Annotated in this window: 24 protein-coding genes and 1 tRNA gene; 14 read left to right on the forward strand and 11 right to left on the reverse strand. The window is 72.5% G+C overall.

Annotated features, from left to right (window positions below; all coding sequences use genetic code 11):
• Positions 1-45: 45 nt before the first annotated feature.
• Genes ACXET9_RS04720 through ACXET9_RS04730 form a run of 3 tightly spaced genes read left to right on the forward strand, consistent with a single transcriptional unit; the run spans position 46 to position 1,482 of the window.
• A complete protein-coding gene (locus tag ACXET9_RS04720; RefSeq protein WP_457885294.1) occupies positions 46-333 on the forward strand; it encodes a hypothetical protein in 288 nt (95 codons plus the stop codon).
• A 52-nt stretch (positions 334-385) separates the two neighbouring features.
• A complete protein-coding gene (locus tag ACXET9_RS04725; protein WP_457885296.1) occupies positions 386-859 on the forward strand; it encodes an NUDIX hydrolase in 474 nt (157 codons plus the stop codon).
• Positions 856-1,482: a hypothetical protein gene (locus tag ACXET9_RS04730; protein ID WP_457885298.1), complete on the forward strand. Its 627-nt coding sequence runs from the start codon at positions 856-858 to the stop codon at positions 1,480-1,482. The genes ACXET9_RS04725 and ACXET9_RS04730 overlap by 4 nt, the downstream gene beginning before the upstream one ends.
• A gap of 52 nt (positions 1,483-1,534) precedes the next feature.
• Here the strand turns inward: ACXET9_RS04730 and ACXET9_RS04735 are convergent, their stop codons facing one another.
• Together ACXET9_RS04735 and ACXET9_RS04740 are read right to left on the reverse strand one after the other, a co-directional pair.
• On the reverse strand, positions 1,535-2,428 hold the full coding sequence (locus ACXET9_RS04735; protein ID WP_457885300.1) for a formyltetrahydrofolate deformylase: 894 nt from the start codon (positions 2,426-2,428) through the stop codon (positions 1,535-1,537).
• 76 nt (positions 2,429-2,504) lie between these two features.
• Positions 2,505-3,566, reverse strand: a complete 1,062-nt coding sequence (locus ACXET9_RS04740) for a helix-turn-helix domain-containing protein (protein WP_457885302.1) — start codon at positions 3,564-3,566, stop codon at positions 2,505-2,507.
• A gap of 194 nt (positions 3,567-3,760) precedes the next feature.
• Between ACXET9_RS04740 and chrA the strand changes: the two genes are divergently transcribed.
• Complete coding sequence (gene chrA, locus ACXET9_RS04745) at positions 3,761-5,008, forward strand: chromate efflux transporter (RefSeq protein WP_457885304.1); 1,248 nt, start codon at positions 3,761-3,763, stop codon at positions 5,006-5,008.
• 114 nt (positions 5,009-5,122) lie between these two features.
• On the opposite strand, the gene ACXET9_RS04750 is transcribed toward chrA, so the two are convergent.
• A tRNA-Pro gene (locus ACXET9_RS04750) sits at positions 5,123-5,196 on the reverse strand.
• Positions 5,197-5,391: 195 nt separating this feature from the next.
• Between ACXET9_RS04750 and ACXET9_RS04755 the strand changes: the two genes are divergently transcribed.
• The 7 genes from ACXET9_RS04755 to ACXET9_RS04785 all read left to right on the forward strand — a co-directional run bounded on the left by ACXET9_RS04755 (position 5,392) and on the right by ACXET9_RS04785 (position 10,889).
• A complete protein-coding gene (locus tag ACXET9_RS04755) occupies positions 5,392-6,504 on the forward strand; it encodes an intradiol ring-cleavage dioxygenase (RefSeq protein WP_457885306.1) in 1,113 nt (370 codons plus the stop codon).
• A gap of 178 nt (positions 6,505-6,682) precedes the next feature.
• The gene (locus ACXET9_RS04760) at positions 6,683-7,744 is read left to right on the forward strand and encodes a DUF881 domain-containing protein (protein WP_457885308.1); all 1,062 of its coding nucleotides are present in this window, start codon (positions 6,683-6,685) and stop codon (positions 7,742-7,744) included.
• Positions 7,741-8,073: a small basic family protein gene (locus ACXET9_RS04765; RefSeq protein WP_457885310.1), complete on the forward strand. Its 333-nt coding sequence runs from the start codon at positions 7,741-7,743 to the stop codon at positions 8,071-8,073. The genes ACXET9_RS04760 and ACXET9_RS04765 overlap by 4 nt, the downstream gene beginning before the upstream one ends.
• Positions 8,070-8,825 (forward strand): DUF881 domain-containing protein, encoded by a 756-nt coding sequence (locus ACXET9_RS04770; RefSeq protein ID WP_457885312.1) that lies wholly within the window; start codon positions 8,070-8,072, stop codon positions 8,823-8,825. The genes ACXET9_RS04765 and ACXET9_RS04770 overlap by 4 nt, the downstream gene beginning before the upstream one ends.
• 127 nt (positions 8,826-8,952) lie before the next feature.
• Positions 8,953-9,396 (forward strand): FHA domain-containing protein, encoded by a 444-nt coding sequence (locus tag ACXET9_RS04775; protein ID WP_457885314.1) that lies wholly within the window; start codon positions 8,953-8,955, stop codon positions 9,394-9,396.
• Between the two features lie 67 nt (positions 9,397-9,463).
• Entirely contained in the window at positions 9,464-10,090 is a 627-nt protein-coding gene (ftsR, locus tag ACXET9_RS04780) for a transcriptional regulator FtsR (RefSeq protein ID WP_457885316.1), read from the forward strand.
• Between the two features lie 214 nt (positions 10,091-10,304).
• Positions 10,305-10,889, forward strand: a complete 585-nt coding sequence (locus ACXET9_RS04785) for a MerR family transcriptional regulator (RefSeq protein ID WP_457885318.1) — start codon at positions 10,305-10,307, stop codon at positions 10,887-10,889.
• 196 nt (positions 10,890-11,085) lie between these two features.
• Here ACXET9_RS04785 and ACXET9_RS04790 read toward each other — a convergent pair whose 3' ends face one another.
• The gene (locus tag ACXET9_RS04790; protein ID WP_457885320.1) at positions 11,086-11,877 is read right to left on the reverse strand and encodes a ParA family protein; all 792 of its coding nucleotides are present in this window, start codon (positions 11,875-11,877) and stop codon (positions 11,086-11,088) included.
• Positions 11,878-12,033: 156 nt separating this feature from the next.
• On the opposite strand from ACXET9_RS04790, the gene ACXET9_RS04795 reads away from it, so the two are divergent.
• Positions 12,034-13,056: a methyltransferase gene (locus ACXET9_RS04795; RefSeq protein WP_457885322.1), complete on the forward strand. Its 1,023-nt coding sequence runs from the start codon at positions 12,034-12,036 to the stop codon at positions 13,054-13,056.
• Positions 13,057-13,095: 39 nt separating this feature from the next.
• Here ACXET9_RS04795 and ACXET9_RS04800 read toward each other — a convergent pair whose 3' ends face one another.
• Positions 13,096-13,773, reverse strand: coding sequence for a TIGR03085 family metal-binding protein (locus tag ACXET9_RS04800; protein WP_457885324.1), 678 nt, complete (start codon positions 13,771-13,773; stop codon positions 13,096-13,098).
• Positions 13,774-13,842: 69 nt separating this feature from the next.
• On the opposite strand from ACXET9_RS04800, the gene ACXET9_RS04805 reads away from it, so the two are divergent.
• Positions 13,843-14,481 carry a TetR/AcrR family transcriptional regulator gene (locus tag ACXET9_RS04805; RefSeq protein ID WP_457885326.1) on the forward strand — a complete coding sequence of 213 codons (639 nt, stop codon included), beginning with the start codon at positions 13,843-13,845 and terminating at the stop codon, positions 14,479-14,481.
• 137 nt (positions 14,482-14,618) lie between these two features.
• Here the strand turns inward: ACXET9_RS04805 and ACXET9_RS04810 are convergent, their stop codons facing one another.
• The 6 genes from ACXET9_RS04810 to ACXET9_RS04835 all read right to left on the reverse strand — a co-directional run bounded on the left by ACXET9_RS04810 (position 14,619) and on the right by ACXET9_RS04835 (position 20,942).
• Positions 14,619-15,725 (reverse strand): Gfo/Idh/MocA family protein, encoded by a 1,107-nt coding sequence (locus tag ACXET9_RS04810; protein ID WP_457885328.1) that lies wholly within the window; start codon positions 15,723-15,725, stop codon positions 14,619-14,621.
• Positions 15,722-16,459: a sugar phosphate isomerase/epimerase family protein gene (locus ACXET9_RS04815; RefSeq protein WP_457885330.1), complete on the reverse strand. Its 738-nt coding sequence runs from the start codon at positions 16,457-16,459 to the stop codon at positions 15,722-15,724. The genes ACXET9_RS04810 and ACXET9_RS04815 overlap by 4 nt, the downstream gene beginning before the upstream one ends.
• A 253-nt stretch (positions 16,460-16,712) precedes the next feature.
• Positions 16,713-17,714, reverse strand: a complete 1,002-nt coding sequence (locus tag ACXET9_RS04820; protein ID WP_457885332.1) for a sugar phosphate isomerase/epimerase family protein — start codon at positions 17,712-17,714, stop codon at positions 16,713-16,715.
• A 72-nt stretch (positions 17,715-17,786) separates the two neighbouring features.
• Positions 17,787-18,926, reverse strand: a complete 1,140-nt coding sequence (locus ACXET9_RS04825) for a Gfo/Idh/MocA family protein (RefSeq protein ID WP_457885334.1) — start codon at positions 18,924-18,926, stop codon at positions 17,787-17,789.
• Positions 18,927-19,030: 104 nt separating this feature from the next.
• Complete coding sequence (locus tag ACXET9_RS04830) at positions 19,031-20,002, reverse strand: PAC2 family protein (RefSeq protein ID WP_457885336.1); 972 nt, start codon at positions 20,000-20,002, stop codon at positions 19,031-19,033.
• A gap of 136 nt (positions 20,003-20,138) precedes the next feature.
• On the reverse strand, positions 20,139-20,942 hold the full coding sequence (locus ACXET9_RS04835; RefSeq protein WP_457885337.1) for a sulfite exporter TauE/SafE family protein: 804 nt from the start codon (positions 20,940-20,942) through the stop codon (positions 20,139-20,141).
• A gap of 77 nt (positions 20,943-21,019) precedes the next feature.
• Here ACXET9_RS04835 and ACXET9_RS04840 point away from each other — a divergent pair, with 77 nt between their 5' ends.
• Positions 21,020-21,640: an HAD-IA family hydrolase gene (locus tag ACXET9_RS04840; RefSeq protein WP_457885339.1), complete on the forward strand. Its 621-nt coding sequence runs from the start codon at positions 21,020-21,022 to the stop codon at positions 21,638-21,640.
• Positions 21,641-21,756 lie beyond the last annotated feature (116 nt).

Raw genomic sequence — 21,756 nt, forward strand, 5'->3', positions numbered from 1 at the left:
GTCGTCTGCGGACGGACGGCCCCGGCCGATCGAGGAGATCGACCCATGAACCATCCCTATCCCTACACGGGAGATCAGAGCTCCATCCGGACCAGCGCGATCATCCTGATCATCGTCGGCGCCGTCTGCGGCGGCATGATCCCGACGATCTTCGGCATCATCGCGCTCGTGCAGCTGGACACGAACCCCGCCTCGGCGCGGCAGATGAACAAGGTCGGCTGGATCGTGTTCTGGGTGCTGCTGGCGATCTCGGTGCTGGCGATCATCGCCTACATCGCGTTCATGGTGCTGATGTTCGGGGTCTTCAGCATCCCGGTCATCACCGGCGGCTGAGCGCGGCGGCGCCCGTCCTGCCCGTCCCGCATCCCGCCGAGGAGCCCGCCCCATGCCCACGCCCGACTTCGTCCTGCGCCTGCGCGAGCACATCGGTCACGATCTGCTCTGGATGACCGGGGTGACGGCGATCGTGCTGGACGCCGGACGGCGCCGGATGCTCGCCGTGCGGCGCGTCGACGACGGCCAGTGGACTCCCATCACCGGGATCATCGACCCCGGTGAGGAGCCGGCCGTCGCCGCCGAGCGCGAGGTGCTCGAGGAGACCGGCACCGTGTGCCGGGCGCGTCGGCTCGTGGACGTCCGCACCCTCGCTCCCATGACCTACCTCAACGGCGATCGCGCGCAGTACCTGGATCTGGCGTTCGTCTGCGAGCACGTCGAGGGGGATCCCCATCCCGCCGACGGCGAGAACTCCGAGGCCCGCTGGTTCGACCTGGAGGCGCCGCCGCCGATGAACGACCGCTTCCGCGAGGTGCTCGCGATCGCGCTGGCCGACGAGCCGGAGGCCAGGTTCCGCCGATGAGGCAGAACGAACCGCTGCCCGGGACCCGTGTGCTGATCCCGCTGGTGGCGGATCCGGCACGTCCCGAGGACCGCGCGGAGGTGCGGGTCGTCGCCGCGCCCCGCCGCGATCTCGTGCGGAACGGCGGACCGCTCAGCGCGCCGCTGCGGCCGGCCGCTGACGCTCTCCTGGTGGACGTCCGCGTCGGCGGGCGCACCGTCATCCCCGGGGCCTGGGTGCAGCGCGAGGTGATGGAGCGGGGGGAGCCGATCGCCCCGCGCTCCGTGACCGAGCAGGATCTGCGGCCCCCGGCGGTCATCGTCGGCGACAGTCCGGAGGCGGTGCTGCACTGGGGGGAGACGGTGTGGCCGCTGCCCCTGGGGCCGACGCTCGCGATCCCGGCGTCGGCCCGGCTGTCCCCGCATCCGCTGTCGCGCCTGCGTCGGCTCGCCCTGGTCGCGGCCGGGAGGCGTGCGGAGGTGGGGCTCACGCTGTGGCGCGACCCTGCCTTCGAGATCCCCTGGCACGATGTGCGGATGCTGCCCCACGCCTCCTGGTGGTTCGACAGCGCGCAGGTGCCCGCGGGCATGCGCTATGCCGATGCGGAGGCCGCCCAGGGGGTCGGGAGGGCGCGCCGGCTCTGACCGGCCGACGGGCCGCCCGCCGACGGGCCGTCTGCCGGCGCCGGGTGCGGGATCAGCGGAAGACGATGGTGCGCTGGCCGTCCAGCAGCACGCGCGACTGGGCGAACCAGGTGATCGCCGTGCGCAGCGTGCGCACCTCGGTGTCCTGGCCGAGCGCCATCAGCTCCCGCGGCGAGCGGGTGTGGTCCACGCGGATCACGTCCTGCTCGATGATCGGCCCCTCGTCGAGGTCGCCCGTGACGAAGTGGGCGGTCGCGCCGATCTGCTTCACGCCGCGCGCGTACGCCTGCCGGTAGGGGTTCGCGCCCTTGAAGCCGGGCAGGAACGAGTGGTGGATGTTGATGCAGCGTCCCTCGAGCTCCGCGCACAGCTCGGGGGAGAGGATCTGCATGTAGCGGGCGAGGACGACGAGCTCGATGTCGTGCTCCTCGATCGCCGCGCGGACCCGGTCCTCGAAGGCCGCCTTGTCCTCAGCAGAGGCGATCGGCCGGTGCTCGAAGGGGACGCCGTGGAAGGCGGCCAGCGGGGCCATCGTGTCGTGGTTGGCGAGGATCAGCGGGATCTCGATCGGGAGGTGCCCCTGATCCTTCTGGAACAGGATGTCGTTGACGCAGTGCTTCGCCTTGGACGCGAGCACGAGGGTCCGCACCGGGCGGCCGACGACGTCGATGCGATGCTCCATCCCGTAGCGGGCGACGACGGGGGCGAGGACCTCCTCGAGACGCTCCCGCGAGGCGGCGGTCGTGACCTCGACGCGCATGTAGAAGCGGTGCGTGGCGCCGCTCTCGAACTGGCGGCTCTCCCCGATGTTCCCGTCGATCTCGACGACGGCTCCGGTGATCGCATGGACGATGCCGGGGCGGTCCTCGCACACGAAGGTGATCACGTAGGTGCGAGAGGTGCCCTCCGCGAGGGCGTCGGGGGCGGGGGAGATCGTGCTGTCCATGGGCAGAACTCTAGACGGTGCGCAGGGCCGTGACGGCGTCGCCGTCGCCGGGGGAGGGGAGAAGGAGGGGATCGCCTCAGACGGACCAGCCGGCGGCGCGCTCGGCGAGCACATCCATGAGCTGCTCGGCCTCCGCGCGGCCCCAGCTGCGCAGGGTGAGGAGATCGGCGAGGATCAGGGCCGTGGGGGCGAGGTCCTGCGCGAGGACCGCGTCGTCCTGCGGGACGGCGAGGACGACGTCGGCATCGGCCGGTTCGCACGGCAGCAGGCCGAGGGCATCGGCCGCCGCGGTCACGGACTCCGCGTACAGGGCGAGCAGACGGAGCGGGAGGGCGGGCTCCTCGCCGCCCGGCAGCAGGCGGTGGGCGGCCTCGGACCCCGTCAGCGCGGTCCGGACGGGGATGCTCCGGCGCTGGGCGAGGATCCGCTCCATGCCATGGGGGGCCACGAGATGCGTGACCGCGTGGTTCGAGCCGGCGAAGGAGTAGTCCCGCGCCCAGCGCTCGACCAGGGCGCGCCGGTCCACGCCGGTCACGCCGCCGCCCGCGACCCGCTCGACCACGCCCTCGTTGGCGAGCGTCGGGAGCAGCTTCGACACGGAGCCGGGGGAGACGCCGGCGATCCCCGCCAGCTCCCGCACCCCGAGCGGAGCATCGTGCTCGCACAGCGCGCGCACGATGCGGGAGACGGCCACGCCGTCCAGCCGGATGATCGCTGAAGGCGTCCCCGCCCGCGGCGACGTCGACGCCCCCTGCCCGGTGAGGAGGACGAGGGGGCCCTCGCTGAGGATCCGCACCCAGCCGGACGAGTCCGCATAGCTCATGCCGTCCTCCTCGAGGGCGGCCCGCAGAGCGGGACCGATGTAGTCCGAGACGAAGAGCAGGGGGAGGCCGACCTGCCGGCGCTGCTCGCGCAGCGCAGGGAGGAGCTGTCCGACGGGGCAGCCCGAGGGACGCGCCTCGACGCAGAAGGCCGCGCGCTCCTCGCCGGGGCCGACGAGAGAGACCAGCGCATCCGCCGGGACGTCGGCCGGGGCGACCTCGCGCAGCAGCCTCCAGCTCGCCGGCAGCAGGCGCTCGATGCTGTGGAGCGCATCGCCGAGAACCTGCGGATCACGCCGTGCATTGATTCGAGACATGGGAAACATCATAGCGCAGGAAACAGGGTCGGGCGCGGCTCCGCCTCGCCCGACCGCCCCGACGCGGGGCGGAGCGCAGGACGACCGGCGTTCACGCCGACGATGCGATGCGTTCCCACGCCTGACCTAGGCTGACGTCTTCTCCCGGTCGTGCGCCCGCGCACCGGACGCCGCTCGAGAGGACGCCTGAGACGATGACCGACGCCGATCCCGCTCCCGACCACGCGTCCGCCGCGGTCGCGGCCTCAGGGCGGGGCACCGCGGGGGAGGTCCTGCGGGTCTTCCTCCGGCTCGGCGTGACGTCCTTCGGCGGGCCGATCGCCCATCTCGGCTACTTCCGGGCCGAGGTCGTCGACCGACGCCGTTGGATGAGCGAGGGGGAGTACGCCGACCTCGTCGCCCTCAGCCAGTTCCTCCCGGGGCCGGCCTCCAGCCAGGTCGGCTTCGGCATCGGGCTGCACCGTGCCGGCGTGCGCGGCGCGCTGGCCGCCTTCCTCGGCTTCACCCTGCCGTCCGCCGTGCTGCTGGTGGCCTTCGCCCAGGGGGCGGCCCTGATCGACGGCCCGATCGGCCAGGGGGTCCTCTCCGGGCTGAAGATCGTCGCCGTGGCGATCGTCGCGCAGGCCGTCCTCGGCATGGCGAGGACGCTGGCCCCGGATACGCGTCGCGCCTCGATCGCCGCGGCCGCGGCCGTGGCGGCGCTGCTGGTGCCGGGAGCGTACGGCCAGGTCCTCGCGATCGTCCTCGGCGTCGTCGCCGGTCTGCTCCTCTGCCGGAGCGGAGCGGTGCGGGAGGAGGGCTTGCTGCGCTTCCCGGTCGGCCCGCGGACGGGCGCGGCGTGCCTGATCGTGTTCGCGCTCCTCCTGCTCGGCGGTCCGCTGCTCGTGCACGCCACCGGCTCCGGCGACATCGCCGTGTTCGACGCCTTCTACCGGTCCGGCGCCCTCGTCTTCGGCGGCGGCCATGTCGTGCTGCCGCTGCTGCAGGCCGGCGTGGTCGACCCCGGCTGGATCGACGAGCAGCAGTTCCTGGCCGGCTACGGCGCCGCGCAGGCGGTCCCCGGACCCCTGTTCACGGTCGCCGCCTATCTCGGAGCCCTCTCGACGGCTGGGACGGGCGGCGCGGTCGGCGCCGCGATCGCGCTGGTGGCGATCTTCCTGCCCGGCATGCTGCTCCTCGTCGGCGTGCTGCCCTTCTGGAACGCCCTCCGCACGCGCTCGTGGGCGCAGTCGCTCATGCGCGGTGCGAACGCCGCCGTCGTCGGGATCCTCGCCGCCGCCCTCTACGATCCAGTCTTCACCTCGGCGATCACCGGGCCCGGCCCGTTCTGCCTCGCCCTGATCTGCTTCGTGCTGCTTCTGAGCTGGAAGCTGCCGCCGTGGGTGATCGTGATCGTCGGCGCCGCCGGGGGAGCGCTGCTGGCGGTGCTCCCGGCGGTGTGAGGCCGTTGCTCGGTCCTCGGTCCTCGGGCGACGGCGAGGCCGCGCCGCCGACGGTGCCGCGCAGAGAAAGAAACAAGCCCTGGTGAGACGAAGAGTCTCACCAGGGCTTCTCGGTCGGGCTGACAGGATTTGAACCTGCGACCCCTTGACCCCCAGTCAAGTGCGCTACCAAGCTGCGCCACAGCCCGAGGTTGTCCGTCACCGGAGCAACGAGCTAAACCCTACCCCCGACCTGGCCGAAAGCGGAAATCGAGAGGCACGTGACGTGCCGCACGCCCGCTCGGCAGGATGCACAGCAGGCGCACAGGGGAACCCCAAGAACGCGCTATCGCCGGTCCATAGCGTCGACGACGTCCACCGACGACTCTGACGAGGAGAAGCACATGACCGATCGAGATCCGCGACTCGAGCAGGCGCCCGACGGCACGCTCAGCTATCAGGGGCGCACGCTCGCCCATCAGGACGAGCCGCTGGCCGACCAGGGCCTCGGCTTCGACCTCGCCACCATGGTCGGCCGTCGGCGAGCGCTCGCGCTCCTGGGGGCGGGGGCCGCGGCCACCGGCCTCGCCGCCTGCAGCACGAGCGACGGCTCGACCTCCGCGGAGGACTCCGCGGCCTCCGACGGCGGCACCTCCACCACCACGGCCGACGGCGAGATCCCCGAGGAGACCAACGGGCCGTACCCGGCCGACGGCACCAACGGGGTCACCGTGCTCACGGAGTCCGGGATCGTCCGCGCCGACATCACCTCGAGCTTCGGCGATTCGACCACCACGGTGCCCGGGGTGCCGATGACCCTGACGCTCTCCATCACCAACCTGAACGAGGACAACGCGCCGTACGAGGGCATCGCCGTCTACATCTGGCACTGCACCGGGGACGGCCTGTACTCGCTGTACTCGGAGGGGCTGGAGGAGGAGAACTTCCTGCGCGGCGTCCAGGTCGCCGACGCCGACGGGAAGGTCACCTTCACGAGCATCTGGCCGGGCTGCTACTCGGGCCGCTGGCCCCATATCCACTTCGAGGTCTATCCCGACGTCGACTCCATCACGAGCACCGACAACCTCCTGGCCACGTCGCAGGTCGCGCTCCCGCAGGACGTGTGCGAGGAGATCTACGCGCTGGAGGACTACGACGGGTCGACCGAGAACCTCGCGAACATCACCCTGGACTCGGACAACGTCTTCGGCGACGACGGCGGCGAGCTGCAGCTCGGCACGGCTGAGGGCGACACGGCCGACGGGTACATGGTGACCCTCGACGTCGCGATCGATCCCACCACGGAGCCCGGGGTGACCGATTCGGCGCCGTCGGGCGGCGGAGGCGGAGGCATGGGCGGCTCCGACGCCGGCTCCGGGCCCTCGGACGGCGGCGGCATGGGCGAGCCCCCGAGCGGCGGCATGGGCGGGGCCTCCGACGGCGGCGGTGCGGAGCCGTCGTCGTGGTCCGACGGAGAGGGCTCGCTCGTCGGCAACCAGCTCGTCAGCTCCCGCTGACCCTCCAGCTCCTCTGAACCTGCAGGACCTGTAGGACCTGCAGGCCACGCAGAGCCGGCCGGTCCTTCCGCGCCCGGCGCACCCTGATCCTCGGGGTGCGCCGGGCGCCCTGCTGCGCAGTGCTGTGCGGGGCCGCTGCGCAGAGCCGCGCGAGGCGCCCGGCCGCTAGGGTGGCCGCATGCCCGAGCACACGCCCCGGACCTCCGCCGCGCGACCGAGCTCCGACGCGCGCCCGAGCTCCGACGACGGGCCGGACAGCGAAGCGCGACCGAGCCCTGCGGCGAGAGGCCCGAGGGCGCGGCGCATCGGTCCGCTGCGCGAGGAGCACAGCACGCCGCACGGCGAGACCCCGTACTCGCCGGTGTCGATGCTGCGAGCGCTGACCACGGATCCGCTGGACGTCGAGGAGCTGCGCGGGACCGACGGGCGCCATGAGGAGACGCATCCGCCGGACACCCGCCTGACGCGGGTGATGACCGTCTGCGCGGCGATCGCCCTGGGGTTCGCGGTCGCGGTCTCCGCGGTCGACCTGCGCGCCGATGCCGTCGCCGAGGACAGTCCGCGGGCGCTGCTGCGCGAGCAGGTCGAGGCGTCCGAGGCCCGGGTCGATGATCTGACCGCGCGCCAGCAGGAGCTCGAGGGGGAGATCGCCGCTCTGCAGGAGACGGTCCTCTCCGGGGCCGACGACGGCTCCGCCGAGCGGATGGCGGCGAGCGAGATCGCCGCGGGGGCCGTCGCCCTCGCCGGCCCCGGCGAGGTGCTGACGCTGGACGACTCCGTCGCGCTCCCGGCCACGCCGGGCGTCGAGGAGGGGACCGTGAACCGCGTCACCGACGGCGATCTGCAGATCGCCGTGAACGGGCTCTGGTCGGCGGGGGCCGAGGCCATCGCGATCAACGGGCAGCGCGTCACCGCGACGACGGCGATCCGCACCGCGGGATCCGCGATCCTCGTCGACTTCCGGCCGCTGTCCCCGCCGTACCGGATCGTCGCGCTGGGGGACGCCGACGCGCTGCGGAGCGGTGTCGAGGCCGGTGAGGCGGGGGAGTACCTCGCGGAGATCGCCTCCCGGTACGGGATCCGCACGTCCTGGGAGAGCTCGGATGAGCTCGACGTCCCGGCGCGCGCGACCGGTACCCTGCGGGAGGCGACGGCGGGCCCGTCGACCGAGCAGGAGGCCGAGCAGGAGACCGAGCGGGAGGCGGATGCCGCGCCCGCCGAGGAGGAGGGGGACTCATGATCGCGATCATCGGGCTGCTGCTCGGACTCGTGGTGGGGGTGATCGTCCAGCCCGATGTGCCGGTGGTGCTCCAGCCCTACCTGCCGATCGCGGTGGTCGCCGCGCTCGACACCCTGGCCGGCGGTCTGCGCGCCGCCCTCGACGGGAAGTTCGACGCCCATGTGTTCATCACGTCCTTCCTGTTCAACGTCCTGATCGCGGCGTTCCTCGTGTTCCTCGGGGATCAGCTGGGCGTCGGCTCGCAGCTGTCCACGGCCGTGATCGTCGTGCTCGGCATCCGGATCTTCTCCAACGCGGCCGCGATCCGTCGCAGCCTCCTGCGCTCATGAGCGACGGCACCCGCACTCCGGGGACTCCCGAGGAGCAGCGCCGGGCGTGGGCGCGGCTGCGTCGGTCGCTGCGCCCGCGGGCGACGAGCCGTCAGCTGATCGTGGGGGTCCTCTGCTTCCTCGTGGGCCTGTCGGTCGTCGCGCAGGTCCGCCATCACGATGCCTCGTCCCTCGACGGGGCGTCCCAGCAGGAGCTGGTCCGTCTGCTCGACGAGTCCGATCGCCATGTCTCGGACCTGGAGTCCCAGAACGAGGATCTCGACCGGACGCTCGAGGCCCTCCAGTCCGACCGCGAGGACGGCGTGGCCGCGCAGAACGCGGCGCAGGAGCGCCTCGAGGATCTGGAGATCCTCGCCGGGACGACGCCGGCGCACGGCCGCGGACTGGTGATCCGGATAGGGGATCCGCAGCGGGGCGTTCGTGCGAGCACCCTGCTGGGTGTCGTCCAGGAGCTGCGCAACGCGGGAGCGGAGGTCATCGAGGTCGGCGGTGTGCGCGTGGTCGCCTCGACCTCCGTGACGACCTCGGCCGCGGGTGTGCTGGAGGTCGACGGCACGGAGCTGCCGGTGCCCTTCGAGATCCTCGCGATCGGCGATCCGGCCGTGATGGAGCCGGCGCTGAAGATCCCCGGCGGCGCCGCCGACGACATCGCGGCCGACGGCGGGACGTTCACGGTGAGCGTCTCGCAGGACGTCAGCATCGACGCGGTGGTGGTCCTCGACGGCTCCGAGCGCTCCTCGGTGGTCAAGTGATCGTCAAATCCTGGCTCGAAGGACCTGCTTGGGCCCGGATCGCCCGTTTGGCGTGCGAGGATGGACGCGCTGTAACCTTGGGCGTCCGAAATCCGGAAGCGGCCGCAGGGCAGGGAAGGGGTGCACGGTGTCGATGAATGCCGAGTGGAACGACGACAATCTCGATCACACGTCGAAGCTCAGCGCGATCTCGCCCGACGACCCGGTCGAGGACACGGAGCCCGGCCTGACGTCGCAGGATCGCAAGGCGATCGAGAATCTTCCGCCGCGCAGCGCGCTGCTGATCGTCGGCAAGGGGCCGAACCTCGGTGCCCGCTTCCTCCTGGATGCGGACACCACCGTGGCCGGCCGCCACCCGAACTGCGAGATCTTCCTCGACGACGTGACCGTCTCGCGCAAGCATGCGGCCTTCGTCCGCGACGGCGACGGATTCCTCGTGCGCGATCTGGGTTCGCTCAACGGCACCTATGTCGGGCGCGACCGCGTCGACGAGGTCCGCCTCGAGCCCGGCCAGGACGTGCAGATCGGCAAGTACCGCCTGACCTACCACCCCTTCCACGAGACGGAGTGATCGGATGCCGGCCTCTGCTCCGCGCAGGTCGGGCGCCTCGCCCTCGGCGCGGTTCAGCATCGGCCAGGTGCTCGAGAGCGTCCGGGACGAGTTCCCGGACCTCTCGCATTCCAAGCTGCACTACCTCGAAGCGGAAGGGCTGATCAGCCCTCAGCGGACTCCTGCCGGGTACCGGAAGTACTCCTCCGCCGATATCGAACGGCTGCTGTTCGTCCTGCGTGCGCAGCGCGATCGGTTCTGGCCGCTCAAGGTCATCAAGGAGCACCTGCTCGAGCACGGGGTGGATTCCGAGGTCACCTCGATCGCCTCCCGCCCCGGCCCCTCGAAGACGGTGCGTCCGGTGCGGATGGATCGTGCCGAGCTCGCGGAGGCGGCCCGGGTCGACGAGGACTTCCTCGCCGAGCTCGAGCAGTACGGCATGCTCCCCGAGGCGCTGCAGTACGGTGCCGCCGAGCTCGAGATCGCCACCGCCGCACGGGACCTCGCCGCGGTGGGTCTCCACCCGCGTCACCTGGTGATGCTGCGCACGTCCGCCGAGCGCGAGGCCCACATGATCCGCTCCGTCGTCACGCCGCGGGCTCGCTCGAGCAGCGCCGCCGCCCGCGGCGAGGCCGAGGACTTCGCCCGGGACCTCGGAGAATCGATGATCTCCCTGCACAGCGCCCTGCTCCGCACGAAGCTGCGCGGCGGCTGAGGCACCGGGGGCGAGGGCGGACGCAGCAGCGCCGGTGACGTGCAGGTCGCCCTCCGCCCGAGGGGTCGGCTGCCGGCCGACCGAGTTCTGGCGCTGTCCGTCACCATGCCGTGATCTTCACGCGGCGCGGCACTGTCGGCGCCGTCGATCCGCGCGCTACCCTGATCGAGAGCTCTCGCCCTTCCCTGCGGAGAGCCGGATATCGGAGGTAGCTGTGAACGCCACTCATGGCGATGATCGGACGGCGCAGTCCACCGTCCCTGCTGAGCCCCAGCAGGGCGTGCTCTTCGACGAGGTCGTCGACATGCCCGGCGAGCTCGGGTACCGCGGCCCCGCCGCATGCAAGGCGGCCGGGATCACCTATCGCCAGCTCGACTACTGGGCGCGCACCGGCCTGGTCGAGCCGAGCGTCCGCGCCGCCAAGGGCTCCGGCAGTCAGCGCCTCTACGGCTTCCGCGACGTGCTCGTCCTCAAGGTCGTCAAGCGCCTCCTCGACACCGGGGTCTCCCTGCAGCAGATCCGCGTGGCCGTGGCGGCCCTGCGCGAGCGCGGCATCGACGATCTCGCCCAGATCACCCTCATGAGCGATGGCGCGAGCGTCTACGAGTGCACCTCCGCCGAGGACGTCTTCGACCTGGTCCAGGGCGGTCAGGGAGTCTTCGGCATCGCCGTCGGCCGCGTGTGGCGCGAGGTCGAGAACGACCTGGCGGTCCTTCCGGGCGTCGACCCGGCGGACGACGCAGAGGTGGCCCTGCACGACGAGCTCGCGGCGCGACGCCGCTCCCGTCAGGCCGGCTGACCTCCTCCGACGGCGAGCCCACAGCCGCCGCGCACCGCTCGACGACGGACAGCAGAGACGGACGGCGAGCCCCGGGAAGGGGGCTCGCCGTCCGTCTCTGCTGTCGGCTGCCGAGGCGCCGTCCCCGCGGCAGACCGGAAGGCCCGGCCCGCAGGCTCGATGACGGCGGAGCGCGCCCCGGAGCGCGAGGCTCCGATCAGGAATGCTGGCGCGAGTCCAGGACCGTCCGCAGCAGCGCGTCGAAGTCGGCGGTGAGGCGCTTCCCGGATGCTCCCTCGTAGCGGTGCAGGGGCACCGCGCCGCCCTGGGCCTGCTGCAGGCCGACGCGCTCCTCGATCACGGGCTCCAGGACGAGGTCGCCGAAGAGCTCGCGGAGCTCGGCGAGACGGTACTGATGCTCGACCGAGCGCGGCCGGTAGCGGTTCACGACGAGCCCGAGCGGCATCAGCCGCGGCGCCAGACCGTCCTGGTGCATCTCCGTGGCCAGCTTCAGCGCGCGGTCCGCTGCGGTGACGGCGAAGAACCCCGGCTCCGAGACGACCAGCGAACGGTCCGAGGCGGCCAGCGCCATCTGCGTGAGCCCGTTCAGCGACGGCGGGCAGTCGATGAGGACGAGGTCGTACTGATGGGTGCGCTTGTCCAGCGCCTCGCGCAGCCGGCGGACCTCACGGGTCGTCGCCGTCGGCGCATCCATGAGCGCCGAGCGGTTCGTGCCCGGGATGATGTCGAGATGGGAGGGCGCGTCCTCCGCCCAGGGCGTCGGCACGATCGCCCGGTCCACGGTGTCCGTCCTCGGAGAGGAGATCACCTCGGCGATGTCCAGGCCCGTCGCGGTGACGCCGGTCAGGCCCAGGGTCGAATCGCCCTGCGGATCGAGATCGATCACGAGCGTGTTCACCCCCTGATGCAGAGCGGCGGACGCCAGTCCGAGGGTCACCGACGTCTTGCCGACGCCGCCCTTGAGGGAACACACACTCACGATGAACACGGTGGCAGTCTACCGATCGCTGTCGCGCCCGCGCTCAGCGACGCGGGGACGGACAGCGGTAGTCTTCCTCTGGCCCCGCATCCGCACTCGCATGGACCGGCGTGGACTCGCAAGGACCCGCGCGCCCGGCCGACCACGACTTCACGGCAGGACGGCATGGACACGCAGCAGGAGATCGTCCTCGAGGTGCTCGAGGGGTGCGCGGACAGCGCCGCCCAGGAGGCCTCGCCGCTCGGCCCCGTCCGCATCGTCGGTCCGACGGAGCTCACCCTGCGCTGCGACGATCTCGACGCGGTGCGCTCCCTGCGCTGCGTCGTCGCCGCCTATGCGGCGATCACCGTGCCCGCCCGGCGGCCCCGCGAGCTGCTGGAGACCTCGGTGACGCGGCGCATCGCCGCCGTGCTCGAGGCCGTGCGGAGGCAGCGGCCCCGCCAGCGCTTCCACGGACTCCGGCTCGCCGCCGCCGGATCCTCGACCCCGGAGATGCGACGCATCGCCGAGGAGCTCGCGCAGCTGGCCGGGCTCGAGGTCGACGAGACCGACGGGGACCAGCTGGTCCGGGTGCGGCGCGCCGACTCCCCGGAGCCGGCCTGGCAGGTGCTCGTGCGCACGACCCCTCGGCCGCTCGCGACCCGCGCCTGGCGCACGGTGAACTATCCCGGCGCCGTGAACGGCACCATCGCGGCGAGCGCGCTGCAGATCCTGGGTGTCGGGCCGGAGGACGCGCTGCTGGACATGACCTGCGGCTCCGGCACCTTCCTCATCGAGCAGCTCCACCGCTCCGCGCCGCGGCGCGCCGTCGGCGTGGACCTGGATCCGGCGGCGATCGACGCTGCCCGTGCCCACCAGCGGGCGGCGCGGCAGAAGGGCCGCATCGACTGGATCGTCGGAGACGTGCGGGAGGTCGAGCTCGAGGGCGGCTTCACCCGGATCCTCACGAATCCGCCCTGGGGCACGCTCCACGGCGACCACGAGACCAATCAGAGCCTGCTCGTCGACCTCCTCGATCGCGCCGGCCGGCTCGCGGCGCCCGGCGCGCGGCTCGGGATCCTCACCCACGAGATCCGACGCATGCACGCCGCCCTCGACGAGATCGCCGGCCCCTGGCATCCCGTGCTCGAGCATCGCTTCTTCCAGAAGGGGCATCACCCTCGGCTCTTCGTGCTCGAGCGCCGCTGAGGGCGGCGACCGGGGCCGAGCACGCCGCCGCGCCGTCGGTCAGAGGCCGCGGCGACCCTCGGCGAGCGCGCGCCGTGCCGCGTCGTCCCCCTCGATGCGTACGCGGGCGACGTCATCGCGTCCGCTTACCCACAGCAGCAGCTCGAGCGGGTCGCCGAGCACGCGCAGGGAGCCGCGGGAGGCGCGACGGCCCCCGGCGGCACGCCGGATGCCGCCCTGCGGTGAGACGAGGGTGACGTCGGCGGGGATGCGCATCATCGCGCGGGAGAACAGGCTCACCGCTCGCCAGGTCCTGTCGAGGGTGCGTGCGTCGAGGGTGCGGGGTTCCCAGCCGTGCTGGGCGCGGAGCAGGTCCTCGTGGTGGATGAGGAGCTCGGCGTCGCCGGAGAGGGCGTCGGTGCAGCGGGCGGGTGAGGCGGCTGGAGGCCCGGCGCGCAGCAGGTCGACCTTCTGCTCCCAGGGCAGGGCCAGGAAGGCGTCGTCGGCGGAGGCGGCCTTCTCGCCGAGGGGACCGGGCAGGCGGCGTCCGATCATCAGGTGGGGGAGTCGCTCGCGGTGCAGGAGGTGCTCGAGGAGCTCGAGAGCGTCCCAGCCGGGGAGGATCGTCGGGGCGGTCGGACCGAGCCGGGAGAGATCGTCGGCGAAGTCGGCGCGCTCGTCATGGGTGGTCGACGGGGCGGGCGACAGGGCGGGCGACGGGGCGGTGGAGCTGGTCATGTCTCCACACTAGGTCCGTCGCCGCGCGGCGCGGGGGTCCGGGGCGAAGCCTGGCCGTAGTCTGGGAGTATGAGCGATCGACCGGCCCCGCAGCGTCCGGCCCCGCGCAGCTACCTCAAGGGGGAGGAGCGGCGCGCGGAGATCCTGGATCGGGCGATCGAGGTGATCGCCGAGCAGGGCGCCGGCGCGTCCCTGCGGGCGATCGCGGAGTCGCTCGGGGTCTCCCATGCGGCGCTGCGCTACTACTTCTCCTCGCGGGATGAGCTGCTGGTGGAGGTGTATCGGGAGCATGAGGCGCGCAACGATGCCGCGGCCGCGGAGCGGGATGCGGGGAGGGAGCCGGCCGGTCCGGCGCCGGTGGCGTCGATGGAGAGCGGTGCGGAGCGGAACCGGGCGATCCCGGGGCTCGTGGAGCTGTATGCGACGCTGACGACGGATGCGCTGCGGGGCGAGCTGCATCCGCATGCGCAGGAGTTCATCACGGCGCGCTTCCGGAACATCCGGGCCAGGATCGCGGAGGAGGTGCGGGCGGCGCAGGCGCTGGGGGCGGTGGCGGAGGACATCGATCCGGTCGCGGCGGCGGCGCTGGTGATCGCCGCGTCCGACGGTCTTCAGCTGCAGTGGCTGCTGGACCCGGAGGAGGTCGACATGCGGCGCGGGCTGAACCTGCTGGAGCGGATCCTGCCGTCGACCTCGTCGACCCCGTAGGGCGAGGCGGGACCGGGCGGAGCCGGCCCATCGGCTGAGCATCAGCCCGATGGGGACGAGGATCCCGATGCGGATGAGGACGGGGCGCGCACCGCCTGAGCGGTGCGCGCCCCGTCCTCGTCGGGCGGTGCCTCGGATCAGAGGGAGGCGGTCCGGGGGTCCCAGCCCTCGGGGAGCGGCGCGACGGCGCCGACCTCGGAGGTGATCGCGACGGGCTCGCCCGTGCGGGCGGCCTCGTCGATCCCCAGGAGGATGTCCAGCACATGCGAGGCGACCGCGCCGGAGGCGCGCTCGGTCTCGCCCGCGCGCAGCGAGCGGACGAGGTCGACGACACCGGTGCCGCGCGCGTAGTCGCCCTCGGGGGCGGCGAGGGTCTCGGGCTCGTCGGAGCCGGCCCGGTAGAGGGTCGAGTCGCCGTCGAAGTTGTTGGGGTCGGGGAGCACGATGGTGCCCTCGGTGCCGTTGATCTCGACGAAGCCGGCGCGCGGGAGCGCGTGCTGGAAGGACAGGGTCGTCTGCGCGGAGCGTCCCTGGCCGAACTCGACGAGGGCGGCGTGGTGCGTGGGCACCTCGACGGGGAACTCCTCGCCCTCGCGGGGACCGGAGCCGATCACGCGGGTCTCGTGGGACTTCGAGGAGACCGCGTGGACGCGGGTCGCCGAGCCGAAGACGTGCACGAGGGTGGTGATGTAGTAGGGGCCCATGTCGAACAGGGGGCCGGCGCCCTTGGCGTACAGGAAGTCCGGGCCCGGGTGCCAGGCCTCGGGGCCGGGGACGTGGAACATCGTGATCGCGGTCAGCGGGGTGCCGATATCGCCGCGGGCGATCGCGCGCAGGCCGTTCTGGATGCCGGGGCCGAGCACGGTGTCCGGCGCGCAGGCGACGCGGACGCCGGCGGCGTCGGCCGCGGCGAGGAGCTCGCGGGCGGACTCGTGGTCCAGGGCGATCGGCTTCTCGCTCCACACGTGCTTGCCGGCGGCGACGATCTGCTGGCCGACCTCGGTGTGGACGGCGGGGATGGTCAGGTTGATGACGACCTCGATGTCCTCGCGGGCGAGGAGCTCCTCGACGCTGCCGTGGGCGGCGACGCCGTACTTCTCGGCCTGGGAGGCGGCGCGCTCGGCGTCGATGTCCGCGATGAAGCGGACCTCGACGTCGGGGAAGCGGGTGAGGTTGTCGAGGTACTGGGTCGAGATGTTCCCGGCCCCGATGATGCCGATGCCGGCGGGGGTGGTGGTGCTCATCGGTCGTTCTCCTTCAGCCATGCGAGCGAGGTGGTGATTCCTTCGAAGACGTCTCCGGCGTACGCGTCGAACTCGACGACGCGGACGGCGGCGGGCGCGGCGGCGAGGATCGCGGCGACGTCGACCTCGCCGGATCCTGCGGGCTGCTGACGGGCGGTGTCGCCGTCGAGCGACCCGTCCTTGACGTGGATCAGCTGCACGCGGTCGCCCAGGCGCTCGAGCAGCGCGGGCACGTCGGCGCCGCCGACGGCCGCCCAGTAGGTGTCGACCTCGAGGACGGTGCGCGGGTCCAGGAGGTCGACGAGGACCTCGAGGGCGTGACGGCCGTCGATCAGGGTGGACAGCTCCCAGGCGTGGTTGTGGTAGCCGAAGCGGAGCCCCCGCTCCGCGGCGAGCGCGGTCAGCTCGCCGATGCGGGCGGCGGTCGCGGCGATCTGCTCGGCGTCGGCCCAGCGCTCGGCGGGGACGAAGGGATCGATGACGATCTCCAGGCCGAGCTCGGCCGCGGCATCGAGGATGGAGATCGGGTCCTCGGCGTCGATGACGGGGGCGTGGCCGGAGAGAGCGGTCAGACCGGTCGCGGCGAGGGCGGCGGCGTACTCGTCCTTGCGCAGGTGGAAGGCGTAGGGCTCGACGCGGGTGAAGCCGATCTCCGCGAGGCGGGCGATGGTGCCCGCGAGGTCGGTCTCGATCGCCTCGCGCACGGAGTACAGCTGGACGGAGGGTGCGGACACGGAAGCTCCTTCGGTTCTGGTCTCGTCCGGGACTGCGGCGGGCGGGCGCCGCGGCGCGCTCCCACCATCAAGAATCTTCCAGTGGAAGATTCTCTGTCACGGGAAGTGTACGCGCTCGGCGACCGGACGGGGAACCGGGCCGCGATGTGTCCGGGGACACGCCCGTCGGTGCGGACCCGGAGCCGTCCTCGACGCGGACCGGCCGCCCGTCGCGAGGGCGACGGGCGGCCGGTGGAGGCGGGGCGAGCCCCGGTCAGTCCTGCTGGGAGAATGCGGCGTCGAAGGAGGTCTCCGAGATCGGGTAGTCGAGGCTCCGGAGGAACGCGAGCGCCTCCTCGGCGCCGTGGAGGCGGTCCATGCCGGCGTCCTCCCACTCCACGGAGATCGGGCCCTCGTAGCCGATCGAGCGCAGGGCCCGGAAGGCGGCGTCCCATGGCACATCGCCGCGGCCGAAGGAGACGAAGTCCCAGCCGCGCCGGGGATCGCCCCAGGGGAGGTGGGAGCCCAGGCGGGTGTTGCGCCCGGTGATGCGCACACGGATGTCCTTGCAGTCCACGTGGTAGATCCGGTCGGCGAAGTCGGTGATGAAGGAGACCGGATCGATCTCCTGCCACATGAAGTGGGAGGGATCCCAGTTCAGCCCGAAGGACTCGCGGTGCCCGATCGCCTCGAGGGCGCGCTGCGTGGTCCAGTAGTCGTAGGCGATCTCCGAGGGATGCACCTCGTGGGCGAAGCGCACCCCGCACTCCTCGAAGACGTCGAGGATCGGGTTCCAGCGGTCCGCGAAGTCCTGGTAGCCCTCGTCGATGACCTGCTGGGGGACCGGCGGGAACATCGCCACGTACTTCCAGATCTTCGATCCCGTGAAGCCGATGACGGTCTTCACCCCGAGCTTCTGCGCGAGGCGGGCGGTGTTCTTCATGTCCTCGGCCGCGCGCTGCCGCACGCCCTCGGGGTCGCCGTCGCCCCAGACGTCGGCGCCCACGATCGCCTGGTGGCGGAAGTCGATCGGGTCGTCGCAGATGGCCTGGCCCTTGAGGTGGTTGGAGATCGCCCAGCACTTCAGGCCGTGCTTCTCCAGGATGCCGAGGCGCTCGGCGATGTAGTCGTCGTCGTCCCAGCGGCTCGCGTCGAGGTGCTCGCCGGAGACGGCGATCTCGAGGCCGTCGTAGCCCCAGCCGGCGGCCAGCTCGGCCACCTCGTCGAGGGTGAGATCGGCCCACTGGCCGGTGAACAGGGTGTGCGGGTGCGCCATGGTGCAGGTCCTCGCTGTCGTCGGTGACGGATGGTCGTGCGGTCGTTCAGTCGTGCGGGTCGGGAGGGGAGGTCAGAGGCGGACGGTCGCGCCGTCGGCCGCATGGGAGGCGATCACGGCGTCCAGCACGCGCTGCAGCTGGAGACCGTCCTCGAATCCGGGGGAGAAGGGCTCGCCGCCGTCGATCGCGAGCAGCAGGTCGCGCGCCTGGTTCGTGAAGGAGTTCTCCCAGCCGAGGACATGCCCCTGCGGCCACCAGGCGTCGACATAGGGCTGCTCGGGCTCGGTGACGAGGATGCGCGTGAAGCCCTGCTCGGCGATCGGCGCGGTCGCATCGAGGAACCACAGCTCGTTGAGGTTCTCGAGGTCGAAGCTCAGAGAGCCCTTCGTCCCGTAGACCTCGACGCTCAGCTGGTTCTTGCGGCCGGTGGCCATGCGGCTGGCCTCGACTGAGGCGATCGCGCCGCCGGACAGCTCGAGGGTCGCCCAGGCGGCGTCGTCGACGGTGACGGCCTCGGGGCCGTCGGCGCCCGGACGCTCGGGGACCATCGTCGCCAGGCGCCCGCGGACCGCCGTGACCCGCTGGCCGGTCAGGTACTGGATCTGGTCGATCGCATGCGAGCCGATGTCGCCGAGCGCACCGGAGCCCGCCGTCTCCCGGCGCAGGCGCCAGGTCATCGGGGAGCTCGCGTCGACGAGCCAGTCCTGGAGGTAGGAGGCGCGCACCTGGCGGATCTCTCCCAGCCGCCCGTCGGCGACGATGTCCCGCGCCAGGCGCAGCGCGGCGACGCGGCGGTAGGTGTGCCCGAGGGCCGCGACCTGTCCGCGCGCCCGGGCGGCCTCGGCGGCGGCGACCATGCGCTCGGCCTCGTCGGGATCGTTCGCCAGCGGCTTCTCGCACAGCACATGCTTGCCGGCCTCGAGCGCGGCGATCGCGATGTCGGCGTGCAGGAAGCCGGGCGTGCACACATCGACGATGTCGACGTCGTCGCGGGCGATCGCCTCGCGCCAGTCGGTCGCATGCTCCTCCCAGTCCAGGCGTCGGGCGGCCTCGGAGACGGCCTCCTCATCGCGGCCGACGATCACCCTGCGGGCGATGTCGGGGACGTCGAAGGCGGCGGAGACGGTGCGCCACGCCTGCGAATGGGCGCGGCCCATGAAGGCGTAGCCGATCAGGGCGACGCCGAGCGGACGGTCGGTCGAAGCGGTCACGTGATCCTCCTGCGATCTTTTAGTTCGCAAGACACACTATGTCGCGGACCACGTTCCGTCCATGAGGCCGGCGAGCGCGCCCCCCCCGCCGACGGGTGCTCGGGTCAGGAGTCGCCGGAGGGGCCCGCGGGCGCGTCGCCCGTGTCGCCGTCCTGGTCCTCGGCCTCAGCCGGATCCCCGTCCGTGCTCTCGGCATCGTCCTGGCCGAGGCCGGCGAGGAACTGCTCGACCTCGGCGGCGATGTCGTCCGCGCGCGGCACCTCGAGGCCGCCCCCCTCGATGAGCATCCGGTCGTAGCGCGACTCGAGGCCCGCGAGCATCTCCTGCAGCTGGGGCGCATCCTCGACCTGCGCGGCCACGGACTCGCGGACGGGGACCGCCTGCGCCTCGAGGGCGTCGAACGGGATCTGCGGCCCCTTCTCCTGCCCGACCGCGCGCAGCAGCGCGATCGCCGCATCGGGGTAGGGGATCTCGTGGAGGTACTGGGGGACATGCGCGACGAGGCCCACGACCTCGTGCCCGGACTCCGCCAGCCGCAGCGTCAGCAGCGCCGTGAACGGCGCGCGCAGACGGAACGACCCCGGCATCGTGCGCCGCACCTCGATCGAGTCCGGGTCGCCGGCGAACCGCGTCACCGGCATCTCGCGGGTGTGGGGGACCGGGGCGGGGAAGCTCTGCAGCAGCAGGGTGCGCTCGACGCCGAGCTGCTCGACGACGATCCGCAGCGCACTGGCCATCCGCTCCCACTGGAACGACGGCTCCGGACCGGTGAGCAGGAAGAACGCCTCGCCGTCGGGATCGGTGACCTCATGCAGGAGGATCTCCGGCGCCTCGTACTCGTCGAAGTGGTCGAGGGACAGCGTCACCTCGGGGCGTCGGCCCGCGTAGTCGTACACCTGATCCATGTCGACCCGGCCGACGACCCGGCTGGGGAGGGAGTTCAGGAGATGGTCGTCGACGATGCCCTGGGCGGCGCCCGCATCGCTGAAGGCCCCGAGGGTCACCAGCAGGGTGCGGCCTCGCAGAGCGCGCGAGTCGACATGGCGCTCATAGCTGAACAGGGTCGTCGGATCCATGGTGACCTCCGGACGTCGTGGTGGATGACATCCCCGTCAACGACGTCGGACAGGACCGTATTCCCCGACGCCCGACGCCCGACGCCCGACGCCCGACGCCCGACGGGCGGGCTCCGCCCGCACCCCGCCCGTCGGCTCACCGCAGCAGCTGCACCGTGTCGACGGCGAGCCGCACGGCGAGCGCCGCGGTGACGACGAGGAACACGATGCGCACGAAGCCCGAGCCGTGGCGGAGGGCCAGCCGTGCGCCGAGGTACCCGCCGGCGATGTTCGCGAGCGCCATGACGGCGCCGAGCACCCACCACACCTGGCCCTGGAGCCCGAAGACGAGCAGCGCCCCGAGGTTGGTGGTGAGGTTCGCGAGCTTCGCGTGGACGCTGGCCTCGAGGAACCCGTAGCCGAGGAGGGCCACCATCAGGATGATGAAGAAGCTCCCGGTGCCCGGACCCAGCAGGCCGTCGTAGAGGCCGACGCCGAGGCCGATCCCCGCGGTCCGCAGCACATGACCGCGGCCGCGGTGGCGCGGCGCATGGTCCAGCCCCATCGCGGGGCGCGCGAGCGTGTACGCACCGACGCCCAGCAGGGCCGCGAGCACGATCGGGGACATCCATGCCTTGGGGATCGCGCTGGCCATCCCGGCGCCCGCGGCACTGCCTAGCGCCGCGCACAGCACGAGCGGGGCGACCGTCGCGGCGACCGGCATCACCCGGCGCACGTAGGTCGCCGCCGAGACCGCGGTGCCGGCGGCGCTGGCGACCTTGTTCGTCCCCAGCACCGTCGCCGTCGAGGTCTCGGCCGGCAGCCCCGTCAGGAGCGCGGGCAGCTGGATCAGCCCGCCGCCGCCGACGACGGCATCCACCCAGCCGGCGACGAAGGCGGCGCCGACGAGCAGCAGGAGGGTCAGGGCGCCGAGCGAGGCGAGCTGGTCGAGCAGGGGCATGGGCACAGTGAACACCGTCCATGGGCGAGCGGGCCCGATCCTGTCCTGATCCGGCCCGATCCTGGCACCATGGGCGCATGCGCACGGTGATCTGGGACCTCGGCGGGACGCTCGTGGACGGCTATCCGGATGTGGACCGCGCCCTCGCGGACGCCTCCGGTGCCCCGATCGAGGAGGTCGCTGCGCTAACCCGCATCTCCAGCGGCCACGCGATCACGGTGCTGGCCGCCCGCGCCGACCTCGAGACGGAGGTGCTGCGCCGCGCCTACGACGACGTCAAGGAGACCTGGCGGCGCGTGCCCCCGCCCGCCATGGACGGCGCCGTCGAGGCCCTCGCCGCGGTGCGCGCCGGCGGAGGACTGAACCTGGTGGCCACCCATCGCGACCGTCGCAGCGCCGAGCAGCTGCTCGGTGCGCTCGGACTGCAGGTCGACGACATGGTCTGCGCGCCCGACGGGTTCGCCCGCAAGCCCGATCCCGCGATGACCCTCGCCCTGCTCGAACGCCATGAGCTGGACCCGGCACGATGCCTTGCCGTCGGCGATCGGCCCGCCGACGTGGAGGCCGCGGAGGCCGCCGGCGTGCGCGCCCTCCTGCTGGTCACACCGGGCATCGCCCTCGAGGCGCCGGGCACGGAGCGGATCGGTTCGCTGCGCGATCTGCTCGGCCCGCGCGGCCTCCTCACCAGCGGGCGCTGAGGACGGGACGCCGGACGGGGCGCGTCCGGCGGGGGAGAGCCCGCGCCGCGCCTGGGGGATCGCCCCCGGGTCAGCGGGGAGGAGGGCCGGATCGCCCCCGGTCCGCGCCCGGACCA

The organism is Brachybacterium netajii (SeqCode) (assembly GCF_054114245.1).

What these genes read in the sequence shown, in the direction of transcription:
- ACXET9_RS04830 (WP_457885336.1), bottom strand. Translation starts at nt 20,002, where the DNA reads ATGGATCCGACGACCCTGTTCAGCTATGAGCGCCATGTCGACTCGCGC.
- ACXET9_RS04805 (WP_457885326.1), top strand. Translation starts at nt 13,843, where the DNA reads ATGAGCGATCGACCGGCCCCGCAGCGTCCGGCCCCGCGCAGCTACCTC.
- ACXET9_RS04760 (WP_457885308.1), top strand. Translation starts at nt 6,683, where the DNA reads ATGCCCGAGCACACGCCCCGGACCTCCGCCGCGCGACCGAGCTCCGAC.
- ACXET9_RS04735 (WP_457885300.1), bottom strand. Translation starts at nt 2,428, where the DNA reads ATGGACAGCACGATCTCCCCCGCCCCCGACGCCCTCGCGGAGGGCACC.
- ACXET9_RS04730 (WP_457885298.1), top strand. Translation starts at nt 856, where the DNA reads ATGAGGCAGAACGAACCGCTGCCCGGGACCCGTGTGCTGATCCCGCTG.
- ACXET9_RS04795 (WP_457885322.1), top strand. Translation starts at nt 12,034, where the DNA reads ATGGACACGCAGCAGGAGATCGTCCTCGAGGTGCTCGAGGGGTGCGCG.
- ACXET9_RS04720 (WP_457885294.1), top strand. Translation starts at nt 46, where the DNA reads ATGAACCATCCCTATCCCTACACGGGAGATCAGAGCTCCATCCGGACC.
- chrA (WP_457885304.1), top strand. Translation starts at nt 3,761, where the DNA reads ATGACCGACGCCGATCCCGCTCCCGACCACGCGTCCGCCGCGGTCGCG.
- ACXET9_RS04840 (WP_457885339.1), top strand. Translation starts at nt 21,020, where the DNA reads ATGCGCACGGTGATCTGGGACCTCGGCGGGACGCTCGTGGACGGCTAT.
- ACXET9_RS04770 (WP_457885312.1), top strand. Translation starts at nt 8,070, where the DNA reads ATGAGCGACGGCACCCGCACTCCGGGGACTCCCGAGGAGCAGCGCCGG.
- ACXET9_RS04740 (WP_457885302.1), bottom strand. Translation starts at nt 3,566, where the DNA reads ATGTCTCGAATCAATGCACGGCGTGATCCGCAGGTTCTCGGCGATGCG.
- ACXET9_RS04835 (WP_457885337.1), bottom strand. Translation starts at nt 20,942, where the DNA reads ATGCCCCTGCTCGACCAGCTCGCCTCGCTCGGCGCCCTGACCCTCCTG.
- ACXET9_RS04725 (WP_457885296.1), top strand. Translation starts at nt 386, where the DNA reads ATGCCCACGCCCGACTTCGTCCTGCGCCTGCGCGAGCACATCGGTCAC.
- ACXET9_RS04800 (WP_457885324.1), bottom strand. Translation starts at nt 13,773, where the DNA reads ATGACCAGCTCCACCGCCCCGTCGCCCGCCCTGTCGCCCGCCCCGTCG.
- ACXET9_RS04810 (WP_457885328.1), bottom strand. Translation starts at nt 15,725, where the DNA reads ATGAGCACCACCACCCCCGCCGGCATCGGCATCATCGGGGCCGGGAAC.
- ACXET9_RS04820 (WP_457885332.1), bottom strand. Translation starts at nt 17,714, where the DNA reads ATGGCGCACCCGCACACCCTGTTCACCGGCCAGTGGGCCGATCTCACC.
- ACXET9_RS04765 (WP_457885310.1), top strand. Translation starts at nt 7,741, where the DNA reads ATGATCGCGATCATCGGGCTGCTGCTCGGACTCGTGGTGGGGGTGATC.
- ACXET9_RS04755 (WP_457885306.1), top strand. Translation starts at nt 5,392, where the DNA reads ATGACCGATCGAGATCCGCGACTCGAGCAGGCGCCCGACGGCACGCTC.